A 14,396-nucleotide genomic window follows, 5' to 3' on the forward strand; every position below is an offset into this window, starting at 1 on the left:
CATGGCAGGCATCATCGCCGGTATCCTTGGCTGTATCCCGATTGCACGGGCGCAGCCCCTGCCACGCGTGGTGTCCGTGAATGTCTGCACCGACCAGCTGCTGCTGCTGCTGGCCGCACCGGGGCAGATTGCCGGCATAACGCCACTGGCGCGCGACTGCTGGAATGCGGTGCTGTGCGAACGGGCACGGCAGGTTCCCGTCCTGCGCCCGACCGCGGAAAACGTCGTGGCGGCCCACCCCGATGTCGTGCTGGGCGAAAGTTATACCGCGGCGGTCGCGCTTCAGGTGGCGCGGGACAGGGGTGCGCGGGTGATCGTCCTGCCGCCGGCGCAGGCGCTGGCGGATATTCCCGACCAGATCATGGTGGTGGCCCGCGCCATTGGTGCTACGGCGCGGGGGCGGGAACTGACCGGGGCGTTCGCCAGCCGTCTGGCATCCCTTTCGACCGGGCGCGACCCCGCCGACCCTACGGCCGCGATCTACGCCGCCAGCGGGTTTGTCACGCGCGCGGGATCATTGCCGGATGACGTGCTGGCCCATGCCGGGCTGCGCAATTATGCCACCGTCATGGCGCAGCAGACATCTGCACGTCTTTCCATGGAAATGCTGATCGCCCATCCGCCTGACCTGCTGGTCCTTGACCGTTCGGGGCAGGGGACATCCCTTGCGCAATCCATGCTGGACCACCCGGCGCTGAAACAGGCCTTTGCCGGAGCGCATCATCTGGATATGCCCGCGCGGCTATGGTTGTGTGGCCTGCCACAGACACTGGACAGTATCGCCATGCTGCGCGCCGCGCGTGACAGACTGGAAACCGCACCGTGAAACCTGACCGGAATACCCTGTTGCTCAATATCGTGCTGCTGGCGGGTGTTGTCGTCCTGTCCGGCATGTCGCTGGTATGGGGGGAAACCCGTATCATGGTCTGGCAGGCGCTGGGGGACATACTGGCGGGACGCCATGGCGCAGGCGCCATTATCGTGGAGCAGTTGCGCCTGCCCCGCGCGCTTCTGGCCATCATGGTGGGCGGGACACTGGGGCTGTCGGGGGCGGTATTGCAGGGATATTTGCGTAACCCGCTGGCTGATCCCGGTATTCTGGGCGTATCGGGTGGGGCGGCGCTGGGGGCGGTCAGTGTGTTCTATACCGGCCTCATGCAGGTTTCCGTCATGGCCCTGCCGCTGGGTGGGCTGGCGGGGGCATTATGCGCGGTGGTCGTGCTGATGGGGCTGGTGGGACGCGGGGGCACGCTGGTGCTGCTGCTGGCGGGGGCAGCACTCAGCAGTTTTGCGGCGGCCCTGACCGCGCTGGTGCTGAACCTTGTGCCCAGCCCGTATGCGTCTTTTGAGATCATGCACTGGCTTATGGGATCGCTGACGGACCGGACCTTTACCCATGTCTGGATCTGCCTGCCCGGCGTGGTGTGCGGCATGCTGCTCATGCTGTCGGCCGGGCGTGCGCTGGACGCGCTGACGCTGGGGGAAGACGTGGCGGAAAGCCTTGGGTTCCGGCTGCATGGCGTGTGCGGCATGCAGACGCGTATCGTGCTGGGGGCGGCGCTGTCCGTGGGGTCATGCGTGGCGGTTTCGGGGGCGATCGGCTTTGTGGGGCTGGTGGTGCCGCATCTGTTGCGGCCATTGACGGGATACCAGCCATCGCGTCTGCTTGTGCCATCCGCGCTGGGGGGAAGCCTGCTGCTGCTGGGGGCGGATATGGTGGTGCGCGTGGTGAGTGCCGGCACGGAACTTCAGCTCGGCGTGCTGACGGCGCTGGTCGGTGCGCCGGTTTTCTTCATCCGGGTCATCATGCTGAAAAGAACCGGATCATGACCCTGTTGCGGGCCAACGGCGTCTCGCTCAGGCGCGGGGGGAGAGCTGTCGTGTCCGGCGCGTCCCTGACGCTGGGAAAAGGACGGGTTGTCGGCCTGATCGGGCCGAACGGGGCGGGGAAAAGCACGTTCATGCGCATGCTGGCGGGACTGCAGGCCCCGGATTGCGGGCAGATCGACCTTCTGGGTCGGAACATAGGCCAGATCCCGCCCGGATTGCGGGCCAGACAGCTTGCCTTCATGCCGCAGGACGGGGAAAAACCGCCCCCCATGTCCGTCCGTTCGCTGGTGGCCCTCGGGCGCATGCCGCATGGGCAGATGAATGCGCAGGCCGCGCGGCACCCGGCGGTTACACACGCACTGGCGGCAACCGGCCTGCAGAACCTGTGTGCCCGCCCGGCCAGCCACCTGTCCGGTGGGGAACGGGCGCGCATGAACCTGGCGCGTGCGCTGGCGACCGACACACCGGTCATACTGGCCGATGAACCGATTGCAGCTCTCGACCCGGCCCATGCCCTGTCCATGATGCACCTGTTCCGCCAGCAGGCGGGGCAGGGCAAGGGGGTGGTCATCGTGCTGCATGATCTGGTCCTGGCAACCCGGTTCTGTGATGACCTGGTGCTGATGGACAGGGGATCGGTCATCCGCCACGGGTCGCCCATGCAGGTGCTTGATGATGACATCATGCGCACGGTTTACGGTGTCACGGTCCGGCGGGTGGGGGACGCCATCGTGCCATGGGCGCTGTGCCGGTAATGTCGCCCGCCTGCCGGTTGCGTTGCGATCGGGATGCCGTTCCGGCGTGACTGGGAAACGGGACGACGGTCGTGGCCCGTTTCCACGCCGGGGCGCATGTTACAGCGGGCTATGCCGCGCGGCGTCACTTTCAATGGCGCAGGCCGGGTCCTGAGATCCCACGGCATCGCGCCGGCGTGCCGTCAGTTCGCTGCGGGCCTGTTCCATATCCGCGCGGAAGGCGGGACTGCCGTGCATGGCCGCGATTTCGGCGGCCCCCACCATGTAACCTGCCTGCACATCGCTTTCCCAATGCACGCCGCATACGATCCGGCTTTCGCCAAAGACGCGGCCGCGCTGCAATATCGGCGTCGCGCGGTCGGGCAGCAGTTCCGCCAGGACCAGCGCGATGCTCCAGCCCAGCATGGTATGGCCGGATGGATAGGCCCCCGATGTCGCCAGATGGGCACGGTCATCTTCCGTGCAGATCGGCTGTCCATTGCCGACAAACGGGCGGGGGCGGTGCCAGTAGGCCTTGCTTTTGCGCATGTCGGGGGCTTCGGACATATCCATCGTATGGATCAGCGCCGCAAGGTGCGGTGTGGCGGCGGTGCTCAGATTCTGGCCTGCGGCACAGGAAAACGCATGCAGAAGCGCGTCTTCATGCAGGTCGGCATCCGACGTGGCCAGTGCCCAGCGCGGCGTGCCCTTTAGCGCACGGGTGGAGGTGAAGGCGCGGTCATCCGTGTGCTGCCGGGCGGTGCCGGGTTGGGGTGGGGGCGGCAGGTATTGCGTTCCGTCGGGCTGCATGGCGGGTGTCAGGTATCCGCCGTCCGGCCCGCTGGCGGGTGGTTCCGCCGCGATGCCCATGCCGCCACCCAGCAGCATGGCGGACAGGCAGATGCCCATTCCCCCCATCCATGACCATCCGCGTCGTGGCGCAGGAACAGGCACGCGGGCAGGTGCACCATATGTTGCCGGTGCGGGCGCAGGGGGCAGGGATGTATCGGGAAAGCGTTTGGTGGACATCATGGGACCATCTGCATGCATGACAGGAAAAGGACGTGCGGATGACCGCGCGTGTTGATAAAAAACGGGAAAATCATACCAGCAGGACTGTCCGGAACGAGCACTTTGTACTGGCACGGTCAAAATTTCATGAAATCGTCATAAATGTTTTCCGGGTGTCGGCTGTTTTGAGAACAGGCGACGTTTCCCGGAACTTTCTGGAAGAACGCTTCATCAAAAACGTTCAGCAGATTGACAGGATGCGTCATGAACCGATGGTTTCAGACAGGTTCAAAGTAAAGGCATCACATATTGGCAAGGCGCTGCTTCGCTCCGCCGCCCTGTCTGCCCTGTGCGCCCCGGCGCGGCGGGGTATCCGGCCAGACGTGAAAAGAAAGGGGGGGAACACGCGCAGACGTGTCCGCGCATCGGGTGTTATTCTTGCTACGGTTGCCGCCTTCATAATGAAGAAGGAAGTTGTCATGCAGGATAATCCCCTTTTTTCACTGGCGGGACGACGCGCGCTGGTAACCGGCGCGTCACGTGGGATCGGGCTGACGCTGGCGCGTGGGCTGGGGCAGTTCGGGGCAAAAATCGTGCTGAACGGGCGCAATTCCGAACCATTGGCCACCGCACGCGACATGCTGGCGGGGGAAGGGCTGGATGTCACGACCGCCGCGTTTGACGTGACGGATCAGGACGCCGTCATCGCCGGGGTTGAAAACATAGAATATGAACAGGGCCCGATTGATATCCTGATAAATAATGCCGGCATCCAGCGCCGCGCGCCGCTGGACCAGTTCAGCCGGGCCGACTGGGACGCGCTGATATCAACCAACCTGAACGCGGTATTCTTTGTAGGGCAGGCCGTGGCCCGCCACATGCTGCCGCGTGGGCGTGGGAAGATCGTCAATATCTGTTCGGTACAGAGCGAACTGGCGCGACCGGGTATCGCGCCCTACACCGCAACCAAGGGCGCGGTCAAAAACCTGACCAAAGGCATGGCGACCGACTGGGCACGCCATGGCCTGCAGATCAACGGTCTCGCGCCCGGCTATTTCAAGACGGAAATGAACGAAAAGCTGGTGGCCGATCAGGTCTTCACCCAATGGCTGTGCCAGCGCACGCCCGCGGGCCGCTGGGGCAATGTGGAGGAACTGGTGGGGGCTGCGGTCTTTCTGTCGTCGGATGCGTCAAGTTTTGTAAACGGACATGTTATCATGGTGGATGGCGGCATTACGGCGTCTGTCTGACCCGTTCTGTCCGTTCATTCCTGCTACCACCCCATGTTCCCCGGCCCGCTCCAGCCGCCGCCCAGGCTGCCCCAGTCCCCCTGTGGGCCGCCATTGCCGTGGTCGGCGGCCACGCGGGCATTACGGTCCATGCGCGGATCATCACGGTCCGCGCAGCCTGACAGCGCCGCCATCAGGGCAAGGACGGCCAGTACGGGGACAATACGAAGGCGGGCGGACATCATGCCCACCGTTATGCCGCGCGCATGGGCGGGAGGGAAGGGGTGCATCCCCCCCATGGCCATGCGGGGCTTCTGTCATGTCACAGTTCGGACCATTGCCGCAGCAGGTTATGATAGGTTGCCGTCAGCCCCAGCACGGCCGGGTGATCGTCGGGCAGGTTCCTGCGGGTTTCAATAATGGACTGGTCAAATTGGTACAGCAGCGTGCGTTGGACATCGTTGCGTATCATGGACTGTGACCAGAAGAATGACGCCCACCGGCTGCCGCGCGTCACTTCGCGCACGCTGTGCAGGCTGGTTGCGGGATAAAGCACCATATCGCCTGCGGGCACGCGGATTTCCTGCGTGCCGTAGGTATCCTGAATCAGCAGTTCGCCCCCGTCATATTCATCCAGGTCGCTCAGGAACAGGGTGGACGACACATCGGTGCGGATGCGGAAGCCCGTGCCCGGCAGGGGGCGGATGGCGTTATCAACATGGGTATGAAACCGCATGCCTTCGTCATAGCGGTTGAACAGGGGCGGAAAGACCCGCAACGGCAGTGCCGCGCTGTTGAATGTCGGGTTGCGGCCCAGCGCCTGCAGGATAAGGTCCGCCAGTTCCATGCCTTCCCGGCTGTCATGGGGGATCTGCAGGTTGAATTTCGCCTTGGCGGACTGGTCGCCTGCCGTCACCCTGCCATCGACCCACCGGGATTTTTCCAGTACGGTACGGCAGTACGTGATTTCCTGCCGGGTCAGCAGGGCGGGGATGTGGATCAGCATCGGCGTTCTCCGCGTGGGTGTGCTTGCGGCCCGTTCAATGCCGGTGGCCTGAACCGTGGGGCAGGATCTTCAGCAGGACATCATTGGGCCGCTGCCGGGCGTCCATTGCGATCTGTTCCAGTGTCTCATCGGTGGATTGGACATGATAACCCGCATGCGCCAGACGGTCGGCCAGTTCGTCCGGCGATGCATGAAGCAGGGGCGCAAGCGTGGTCAGCGGCGCATGTGTCAGGACAGGAAACAGCCGCTGGGCCGGATTGCCGCCCGCATGTCCCGTCATCACCATGAACCCGCCCGCAGCAAGCAGGCACGCGCCGCAGGCGACCAGCATGGAGGGATTGCGGAAATACAGCAGGAACTGTGCCCAGTTGCGCCAGACATGCGCGACGAACGGCACCAGCAGCACCATGCTCAGCCACGTGTGCATTGAATGGAACAGGCCCGGCATCCAGTGGAAGAACAGGGCCGTGCCCGATATGGCCGAAACCACGAACAGCCCCGTAATGAACGGGGTCGAATACTTTTTTACAATCAGGTTCATCTGTAGTTCCATATTATTATTATGACCCGGTCGCGTGGCGGGAAGGCGGGTGATCCAGCCGCCCGGCCGCCTGCGTGGCCAGCAGGCGCAGCGCGGGGTCCGTTACGCCATTCAGCAGGTGGATGATGGCGCGGAACACATCGCCAAATCCCTGTTCCAGCGCCACGCGTATCCAGTGTGCTGCGGCCGGGCCGTCGCCTGTGGCCAGATGCAGCCGACCCAGGTTGAGGGCGCCCCAGCAGTCCCCCCCCATGGCGGCGGCATGGAAAAACAGGGGGGCAGACCGGGGGGACACCATCGCGCAGGTTCCATCTTCCGCCAGAAGGCCCAGCATGGTCAGCGCCTTTGCCACCCCGCCACGCGCGGCCATGGCATACAGGTCGCCCGCCCGGTCCGGGTCGCCCGCCACCCCGCGCCCCGCCATGTACAGGTCGGCCAGGTTGAACGCCGCCCACGGATCACCGGCATACGCGGCCTTGTGGAAATACATGGCCGCCGCAGCCGGGTTGCACGCGGTCCCCCAGCCGCGTTCATAGGCGCGGCCCAGCATGTTCAGGGCGCGCGGTTCGCCACTGCGTGCCGCGGCCTCGAACATCATGAAAGCGTCCTGCAGGCGACCGTGGTCCAGATGGATCTGTCCCAGCATGAGCTGCGTTTCCACAACGGAAATCGGGGGGGTGTCCATGGCCGTATACGATCAGAACGTGATGCCGATATTGCCAAGGAAATACCGTCCGGGCGAGGGAACCGCGCGCGACCCGGAAAATGATGATGCATAATTCAGCCGGTTGGTTATGTTATTGGCGTTGAAGGATACCCGGTAATGCCTGTACTCCCATGACACCATGCCGTTCAGGTTGAAGGTATAGGGCATGCGCGCGGTATTGGTCGTATCCGGTCCCGCCCAGTAGCCAGACGAATACTGCGCCCCGCCACCAACCTTCAGGCTACCCCATTGCGGACGCAGCAGCGCGCGCGACAGGTCGTACGATGTCCAGACCGACATGTTGTTATGCGGGACCTGTGGCGCTGTCCGGCCATTATCGCCCGTATTGCTGTGTGTGACCCGGCCATCCATGTAGGAATAGGAGGCAAAGACCTGCCAGTCGTGCGTGATCCTGCCGTCCGCGCTCAGTTCCACGCCACGGATGCGGCGGCCGCTGCCGGAATCGGCAAAGCCGGTTTCCATGTCGCCATTCACGTCATAATAGCGCGAATTGTTTTCGCTGATCTGGAAAAAGGACACTGTGGTGCCAAGGCGCTTGTGAAAGAAGTCGGATTTGTTGCCGAATTCGAACAGGTCGCTGCGCTGTGGTGACAGGTTGACGCCGTTCTGCGCCACGTCGCCCGCCTGCGGCTTGATGGTGACGAGGGAGGAGACATCAGTGCCCACGGGTTTGTACGACCGCGCAAAGGTGAAGTAAAAGGACGTATCGCGCAGCGGTGAATACATGATGCTGGCCGAAGGGCTCCAGCGGTCGGATTTCTGCTCCGCGCGGCCCCGGCTGGCGGTGGCGTTGCTGTAATAGGTGCTGGCGAAGGAATCCCACCGCGCCGTGCCGAACAGGGAAAGCTGCCGCGTCAGCTGGATGCGGTCGGCAAAAAACAGCCCCAGGTCACGTGCGTTCGCATTGCCGTACCCCGATGCGGGAAAGCTTACGGACGTGCCGGAATAGGTATATTGCGGGTTGCGGATCGTCTGGTCATTCACCCGGTTGGTGAAGCTGCCCGGCCAGCGGGAGTCACTGGCGTAATTGATATCGACCCCGGCCTTGATGTCATGGTGCATGAAGCCCGTATTGAAGCGCGCGCGCCCCATCAGCACGTTCTGCACGCCCCAGCCTTCCTGCCGGTATGCCGCGCCGCCACCCGCGCCATAGGGAAGGGCGTAATTGGCGCCGGACAGGATGGCGGCGGCACATGCCCCCGAACAGGCGGCGGGCGTGGTGGCGGTGTAATCACGCTGGTACAGGCTGAGCCGCGTATCGTTGGTCAGCGTGAACCAGCGCGTAATGTCGGATTTGAGTGCCGATGTCAGCGTATGGATGTTGGAACGGTCAAAGTCGAAGCTGCGGGTATAGCTTGTATTGCGCGCCACGCCGTATTCGGTAATGGGGCGATAGATGCCGTTTACCTGTATCATGCTGACACCGTAATCGGGTCTGCTGTTACTGTTCAGCCACTGCCATGTCAGGTGCCATGATGTTTTGCTGCGCAATCCGACGCCAAAATCAACCGCCGCACCGTAACGGTTGGATGTCACGTTGTCCCGGTCAACCACGTCCTGCCGGTTGAACATGCCGTTGACGCGAATGGCCATGTCTTCGTTGATCTGGTAGTTGATGTCCCCCACGCCACGGTACAGCGGACCGCTGCCAAAGGACTGGTCATAACTGTAGCTGGTGCCCGCATGGGCATGTTTCTGGCTCTGGTTGATGACGCCGCCGACATTGCCCGCGCCAAAATATTCGCCCGATGGCCCCTTTATGACCTCGATACTTTCAGTATTGAAGGTATCGCGCGTATAGGTGCCGAAATCGCGCAGTCCGTCGGTATAGATATCCTGCCGCGCCTGCAGGCCGCGAATACGGAACTGATCCCCGTTCAGGCCGCCAGCGCCCTCGCCGGTGGACAGGGTAATGCCCGGAACATTGGCCAGCGCCTGATCCAGCGTAAAGGCGCGCTGCTGTCTGATCAGTTCCTGCGGTACGACGGTAATGGTCTGCGGCGTATCACGCACCCGGTCGGGCATGCGTGAAATGTGCAGGATCTCACTGTTTGTATTGCCCGATGCGTATCCCGCATCCGGCGCATCCACATGCCCGCCCACGCGCACGGTGGACAGGTGGATGGTGCTGTTCGATGCATTGGGCTGGTCAGGGGGCGTGGTGTCGTCGGCGCTGGCTTCGCTGGCGCCCGCGCCAATGCCCATGGTCATGCCAAGGGCTACGGCGACACGCAGGCCCCTGGCCGGCGGGGGTGGGGGGGACTGGTCTGGCTGGCTCATTCATTACTCCCGAAGCGTCATCCCGCAGGCGCGCCTCCTGAACACTGTGAAGGGAACAACGTGTTGATAGGGGGGAGTAGGTGAGAACGCAAATGATTCGCATCTTAGTCTGAAAGAATAACTGCATGTGTTGCGTGCCGGGCACACGGGCCAATACTGAACAGATTTGTATAAAATATGAAATAATATGTAATCATGTTCGAAACGATGATGTTATATCTCTGTAAGGCCTTGATTGTACAACCGGGAGCGGCGGGCCTGCGGAATGCAGGGGCCTGCGTGGTCGGCCCGGCGGGAGTGATGCGGTCGTGGCGGTGACTTGCGCCCGGATTGAAAATCTGTCATCGGCGGGATTTTGGGCCGTTCATGGACGTGATGCGGCGCCACTGTCCTGCATGTCTTTTATGGTAAACCCGTGCCAGCCGGCATGAGATTTTGCATCTCTACCGCGCATGGCCCGACGGTGCCTGTTGCCCTTACGAAATATGTCTGACTGATAATCCGGTCGCGCAATGTGCCATGAATCCGTTGATGTGGTACGACCTGACACCTGCACGCCACCAGCACTGGACCGGGAATATCGTGACGGTCGTGACGAAGGGGGCGGGCAGACCATGATGTGCGGTGGACCCATGTGTGACGCCGACCCTGCCCCCAGGATTGTCACCTGTCAGCTTCACCTTCAGGGGGCTGGGTCAGTCGTTGCTGAAGCCAAGCAGTTCCCCAAGCTCCGCAATGCGGGAGCGGACCGTGTGGAGGTCCTGGGCCAGTTGCTGTTCCCTGCGGACAAGACGGCGTCGTTCCTCACGCAGGGCTGCCAGATCCATGCGGGCGGCATCATTGACCGACGGCATGACTTCCCTGCGCAGGCTGGCAATTTCCTTGCGTGTGACATCGGGCCGGATCAGCCCACGTTCGTAGGCAAGTGTGAGCTGCTGGTCGTTCAGAAGCGTGATCTGGTATGCCGTACCATAACTGCCGGGGCATTTTTCCAACGGGATCCGGCCGCTTTCAACCGCGCGCGCAATCTGTCGGAACTGCGTTGCGGTTGCATCCGAAAAGGGGAACAGCCGATCTGATCCCGACCGAAGTTTCAGGTATTCCGCTTTCGACAGCACATTTTCCAGATCAAGCAGCGCGCGCCCGATCGACAGGAACGCATCCCTTGCCTGTCCCCAGCTTTCATTGATTTCGGTCCGGACCGCAAGGATGCGTGAAACCTTGCCCTGATCGGACAGAAGGGACGTGCCTTCGAATACATCCCGGATCACCGCCACCACGTCGTCCTGCACCACAACCTGCGATGTCAGGGTTTCAGCGCGACTGTCGACCGGTTGCGGGGCGTCATCCTTTTCCAGAAGTTTCAGAAGTCTGCTACGACCGAGGCGCTGGCCCTTGCTCACTGAAACACCCTCCGCTTCGTGCAGGTCCATAGCTCCTCGAATGATTCCAGTCCCCGGCTTTTGGTGAAATCAAGCAGCGTCAGTCCCTGTGCGCTGGGCACATGTACGTCTTCAAGCTGGGGAAGTTCAACCGGGCAGACATCAGCAATCTTGATCAGGCGGCCACGGACCCGCGCAAACGAATTTGTCCGCCGGTTGGCGCGGTTCAGGACCAGCATGCTGCGGCAATGCGTGGTGCTGAGCGCTTCTATCCACGGCGCAACGCTATCGACATCATCCTGTGTACAGACAGACGGCACGATGACCAGATCCGCCGCCTGCGCCAGGCTGGTTATGGCGGCCATATGGTCTTCAACGCTTGGCGGCGTATCAATGACGATCAGCTCGGCCTGTGACGCTGTCTTCAGCGGCGCGCGCCAGTTCTGCAGCGTGCCGGTGATAACCGACACAGGGGCGAAATCCGGGAACTTGCTGCGTGTATGCACGCGCCTCTGGCCCCATTTGTCCAGCGTGCCCTGACGGTCATAATCTATGCCGGTCACGTTCAGCCCGTCCTGCGCCGCCGCGGTCAGCAGATGTCGGGCAATGACTGATTTTCCGCTGCCGCCCTTCGGTGATGAGACCAAGATTGTTTTGCTCACCCACTTCTCCCGTTTTTCATCATTTTCAGCGTTTCATGCAGGTTGCTTCTAACATTTCCTGCCCTCTGCGCCATAGGGGGTGTGTCTGTTAAGAAAAATTAGACATGTCTAATTGCCATCCATGGTGGGGATCGCCGCCCCTGACTGTACGGGGGCGTAATGCGGGCCAGATCTCTGTCATGGCATGGGGCGAGCGTCGCGGTTACAGGACCTGCGGGCGTGAATGGCTGTTCATGGTTGCATGTCGGGAGTCCCGGCCTGCCCATTTTTTGCTTTATCCTGACCTCACCGGGGTTGATACGGATACCTGTCCAGCTGTCCCGAAACTGGGCATGATTGTTCCAGTGATTTGGTCTGGATATTGTGAATGTCAAAAATCGTGGTGTTTCTGAATGGACCTGTCGGCTCAGGCAAGACCAGCCTGGGGCGTGCCGTGGCGGCGTGCAATGGGGCCGCATTCATTGACGGGGATGACCTGTCCGATTCAAACCGTCCGTGGTTCTGTTCAATACTGCAGACAAGCCGCGCTATCGTGCGCGTAGGGGCCGGGCACCTCCAGCATGGGAAGTGCGTTATCATTGCGTACCCGCTAACCTGCATGAACTGGATTTATTTCCGCAGAAAATTTAATGACAACAACATCAGGACAGTATTTGTCAGCCTGAAAGCGCCGTATGAGACAATAACCGACACACGGCGCGGGCGGCATTTCGATGCCGGGGAGCATGACCGGATACAGGCCATGATTGCTGAAGGCTATGATACACGCACCTTCAGCGACATTATCTTTGATAATGATGGATTTGATTTCGGGGCAGCCGTGTCCCGGCTGGATACAGAACTCCGCCGCATTATTGCGTCGTGACAGGCATTTTGTGCCCCGTTTCGGGGCGGTTTACCCGGTCTGAACGATCATGATGACCGTGGTGAATATCCTGCGCCTTTGCCGGACCACGCAAAAGCGGGCAGCCGTTGTGGAGGAATGGCGGCGGCATGAATGTGGCTGGACCTGTTCCAGCACGTAACGCAAGGGGGCACCGGCAGGGATCAGCGTGGGACGGACAGGACAAAATCCGCTATGGCCGGCACGACGGCGGGAACAAGCGGCAGGCCGGGATTGGCGTAGGTCGCAAGATTGGCCCGACGGTCAGCGGACGCGACCGGCTTCATTACGTGGTTTGTATCTGGCAGCATGACGGTTTTCGCCGCCGGGTCGGCCTGTTTCAGGGCGTGTGCATCCTCAACACTGACCTGCATGTCGCGTTCACCCTGCACGATCAGGACCGGCTTATGAATCGTGGAGATGAGTTTTGCCGGGTCAATCGCGAATTCACTGATCAGGAAGTCCTGGATCGCAGGATGAAAAAGTCGCTGCAGGGCAGGATGGAACTGGCTGACATCAACATGGCGTCCGGCCTTAAGGTCAGAAATCGCAGCCAGTGCCTGATCCAGCACCGGTGCATTCGCCGGGTTGGCCCTTAGCTGCTCCGCAAGCGTCTGATCGGTTGGCCGCCCGGGCGTCGCGAGCAGGATCAGGCCGCAGATAGCGGTACTGTCCTGCGCTGCCGATAACGCGACCAGACCGCCTTCACTATGGCCAAGAACCCAGACGCATCGTGCATCCGTCATGTGCCGGATGGACATGATCCATGAATGAACATCTTTCGCGTAATCGCCAATTGTTACGGCATTGGCATCGGGAATGGCGCCAGCGCTTGCATACATCCCACGTTTGTCAACGCGAACGGTTGCGATACCATGTGTGGCCAGCCCTTCAGCCAGTAGCTTCAGCGTCGCCGCCTTCAGCCCCAGTGGACTGTTCCCGTCCCGATCTGTCGGCCCCGAGCCGGGGATCATAAGCACGACAGGAGCATCCCTGTCGGGGGAAAGCATGGTACCCCCGAGCGGCCCATCTGGCCCCGGTGCCGCAACGACTGTCTGAATGGGCGATGGGGAAGGCGCGGCCGCGCTGGCTGTTGTGGAAAGGAGTGCGACGGGTACGACCATTGCCGCAAAAATCATTGATCTGCGCATGAACGGCATATGGCAGTCTCCGGTTTTCTTTCGGGCTGGTTGTTCCGGTCTGTTTATCATGCGAACATACCAGACAGACACGATACGCCAGAAGCCTTCTGTCGGCAGACATATGGAAAAAGCCTGAAGGGCGATCTTGTGTGCCCGCCGTTGAACAGTCTCGCAATACGGTCATCACGGACCTGCATGTCCCGCGATCGAATGGCGGGAAAGAAACAGCCCGCTAAGATTACAGGATGCGAGGAGCTTATGCGCTATCCGCCGATATACGGGGTCATCTGCCTGAAGAAACCAGCGATATGCTGAAGATGCCTGCCCGATGAACGGAGCCGTCATATTATAAACACCGGACCTATGGATGCAATTTTCTCAAGAAATTTTGACGATCCGGGGTTTCCTGTTCAACACTGACATGTCTGAATTCAGATCCCTTATTCCAGCCAGACCGTGAAACCGGGAAAAAGGACGACGTGGTGTCGTGCGGCAGTTCCGTTCACTGACGGACTCCATAGCTTCGGTGGCTTATTTTTATCGGGTTGCGAAGTTCCTCTACCTGCCTTGTTTGATAGCCACGCGATCTTGTATTTTTTTCAGCGGACAATATCCGCGTCATGGTCACCGGTCCCGGCGGGTACCGCATATGGTGCTTTTCTGCATTGTCGCGGCCAGTTTCACGAAAAAGGTCTGCTGCATGCGCGTGTCTTGCTGGGTGGGATATGGGCTGCTGGCCTCCATGGTCCTTGGGGCGGCGGCTATTGCTGCCCCGACCCGGCATCCTGGATTTACCTGTCCCCGTCCGGATGATTCCGACATTCTGGCTGCGGCGCCGTGTGCCGATCCGGCCATGGCAAAAGCGGAACTGGATATTGAAAAGGTATTTCATGCCCATCTGGGACAGGCAGGGTCGCACATCCGACAGGTGTGATTGCGGATGATAAAGTATCCGATGTCCAGAAACCT

Annotated in this window: 16 protein-coding genes; 7 read left to right on the plus strand and 9 right to left on the minus strand. The window is 61.3% G+C overall.

The features are described from left to right. Nucleotide 1: 1 nt before the first annotated feature. Genes B7449_RS06045 through B7449_RS06055 form a run of 3 tightly spaced genes read left to right on the plus strand, consistent with a single transcriptional unit; the run spans nucleotide 2 to nucleotide 2,585 of the window. Nucleotides 2–826 carry an ABC transporter substrate-binding protein gene (locus tag B7449_RS06045; protein ID WP_082084784.1) on the plus strand — a complete coding sequence of 275 codons (825 nt, stop codon included), beginning with the start codon at nucleotides 2–4 and terminating at the stop codon, nucleotides 824–826. Continuing rightward, on the plus strand, nucleotides 823–1,830 hold the full coding sequence (locus tag B7449_RS06050; RefSeq protein WP_039735818.1) for a FecCD family ABC transporter permease: 1,008 nt from the start codon (nucleotides 823–825) through the stop codon (nucleotides 1,828–1,830). The genes B7449_RS06045 and B7449_RS06050 overlap by 4 nt, the downstream gene beginning before the upstream one ends. Then, nucleotides 1,827–2,585, plus strand: coding sequence for an ABC transporter ATP-binding protein (locus B7449_RS06055; RefSeq protein WP_039735819.1), 759 nt, complete (start codon nucleotides 1,827–1,829; stop codon nucleotides 2,583–2,585). The genes B7449_RS06050 and B7449_RS06055 overlap by 4 nt, the downstream gene beginning before the upstream one ends. 99 nt (nucleotides 2,586–2,684) lie before the next feature. Here the strand turns inward: B7449_RS06055 and B7449_RS06060 are convergent, their stop codons facing one another. Next, on the minus strand, nucleotides 2,685–3,596 hold the full coding sequence (locus B7449_RS06060; protein ID WP_235721175.1) for an acid phosphatase: 912 nt from the start codon (nucleotides 3,594–3,596) through the stop codon (nucleotides 2,685–2,687). 458 nt (nucleotides 3,597–4,054) lie between these two features. On the opposite strand from B7449_RS06060, the gene B7449_RS06065 reads away from it, so the two are divergent. Next, nucleotides 4,055–4,825 (plus strand): SDR family oxidoreductase, encoded by a 771-nt coding sequence (locus B7449_RS06065; protein WP_048883497.1) that lies wholly within the window; start codon nucleotides 4,055–4,057, stop codon nucleotides 4,823–4,825. Between the two features lie 23 nt (nucleotides 4,826–4,848). On the opposite strand, the gene B7449_RS06070 is transcribed toward B7449_RS06065, so the two are convergent. From B7449_RS06070 to B7449_RS06100, 7 genes are all read right to left on the minus strand, one after another. Further along, complete coding sequence (locus B7449_RS06070; RefSeq protein WP_235721176.1) at nucleotides 4,849–5,109, minus strand: hypothetical protein; 261 nt, start codon at nucleotides 5,107–5,109, stop codon at nucleotides 4,849–4,851. Between the two features lie 17 nt (nucleotides 5,110–5,126). Next, complete coding sequence (locus B7449_RS06075) at nucleotides 5,127–5,810, minus strand: Fe2+-dependent dioxygenase (protein WP_039735820.1); 684 nt, start codon at nucleotides 5,808–5,810, stop codon at nucleotides 5,127–5,129. A gap of 34 nt (nucleotides 5,811–5,844) precedes the next feature. Continuing rightward, complete coding sequence (locus B7449_RS06080; protein ID WP_039735866.1) at nucleotides 5,845–6,351, minus strand: hypothetical protein; 507 nt, start codon at nucleotides 6,349–6,351, stop codon at nucleotides 5,845–5,847. 19 nt (nucleotides 6,352–6,370) lie between these two features. Next, nucleotides 6,371–7,036, minus strand: coding sequence for a tetratricopeptide repeat protein (locus B7449_RS06085; protein WP_039735821.1), 666 nt, complete (start codon nucleotides 7,034–7,036; stop codon nucleotides 6,371–6,373). A gap of 12 nt (nucleotides 7,037–7,048) precedes the next feature. Continuing rightward, nucleotides 7,049–9,358, minus strand: a complete 2,310-nt coding sequence (locus B7449_RS06090) for a TonB-dependent receptor (RefSeq protein ID WP_039735823.1) — start codon at nucleotides 9,356–9,358, stop codon at nucleotides 7,049–7,051. A gap of 695 nt (nucleotides 9,359–10,053) precedes the next feature. Then, nucleotides 10,054–10,761, minus strand: a complete 708-nt coding sequence (locus B7449_RS06095) for a hypothetical protein (protein WP_039735824.1) — start codon at nucleotides 10,759–10,761, stop codon at nucleotides 10,054–10,056. Next, a complete protein-coding gene (locus tag B7449_RS06100) occupies nucleotides 10,758–11,402 on the minus strand; it encodes a ParA family protein (protein WP_048883480.1) in 645 nt (214 codons plus the stop codon). The genes B7449_RS06095 and B7449_RS06100 overlap by 4 nt, the downstream gene beginning before the upstream one ends. Nucleotides 11,403–12,000: 598 nt before the next feature. Here B7449_RS06100 and B7449_RS19685 point away from each other — a divergent pair. Next, entirely contained in the window at nucleotides 12,001–12,267 is a 267-nt protein-coding gene (locus B7449_RS19685) for a hypothetical protein (RefSeq protein ID WP_141654803.1), read from the plus strand. Between the two features lie 182 nt (nucleotides 12,268–12,449). On the opposite strand, the gene B7449_RS06110 is transcribed toward B7449_RS19685, so the two are convergent. Next, nucleotides 12,450–13,259, minus strand: coding sequence for an alpha/beta hydrolase (locus tag B7449_RS06110; protein WP_235721187.1), 810 nt, complete (start codon nucleotides 13,257–13,259; stop codon nucleotides 12,450–12,452). Nucleotides 13,260–13,344: 85 nt separating this feature from the next. On the opposite strand from B7449_RS06110, the gene B7449_RS21240 reads away from it, so the two are divergent. After that, entirely contained in the window at nucleotides 13,345–13,563 is a 219-nt protein-coding gene (locus B7449_RS21240; RefSeq protein WP_167335740.1) for a hypothetical protein, read from the plus strand. A gap of 351 nt (nucleotides 13,564–13,914) precedes the next feature. Further along, entirely contained in the window at nucleotides 13,915–14,361 is a 447-nt protein-coding gene (locus tag B7449_RS19690) for a hypothetical protein (RefSeq protein ID WP_148431324.1), read from the plus strand. Nucleotides 14,362–14,396: the final 35 nt, after the last annotated feature.

This window comes from Komagataeibacter intermedius TF2, assembly GCF_000964425.1.
Classification (GTDB): Bacteria; Pseudomonadota; Alphaproteobacteria; order Acetobacterales; family Acetobacteraceae; genus Komagataeibacter; species Komagataeibacter intermedius.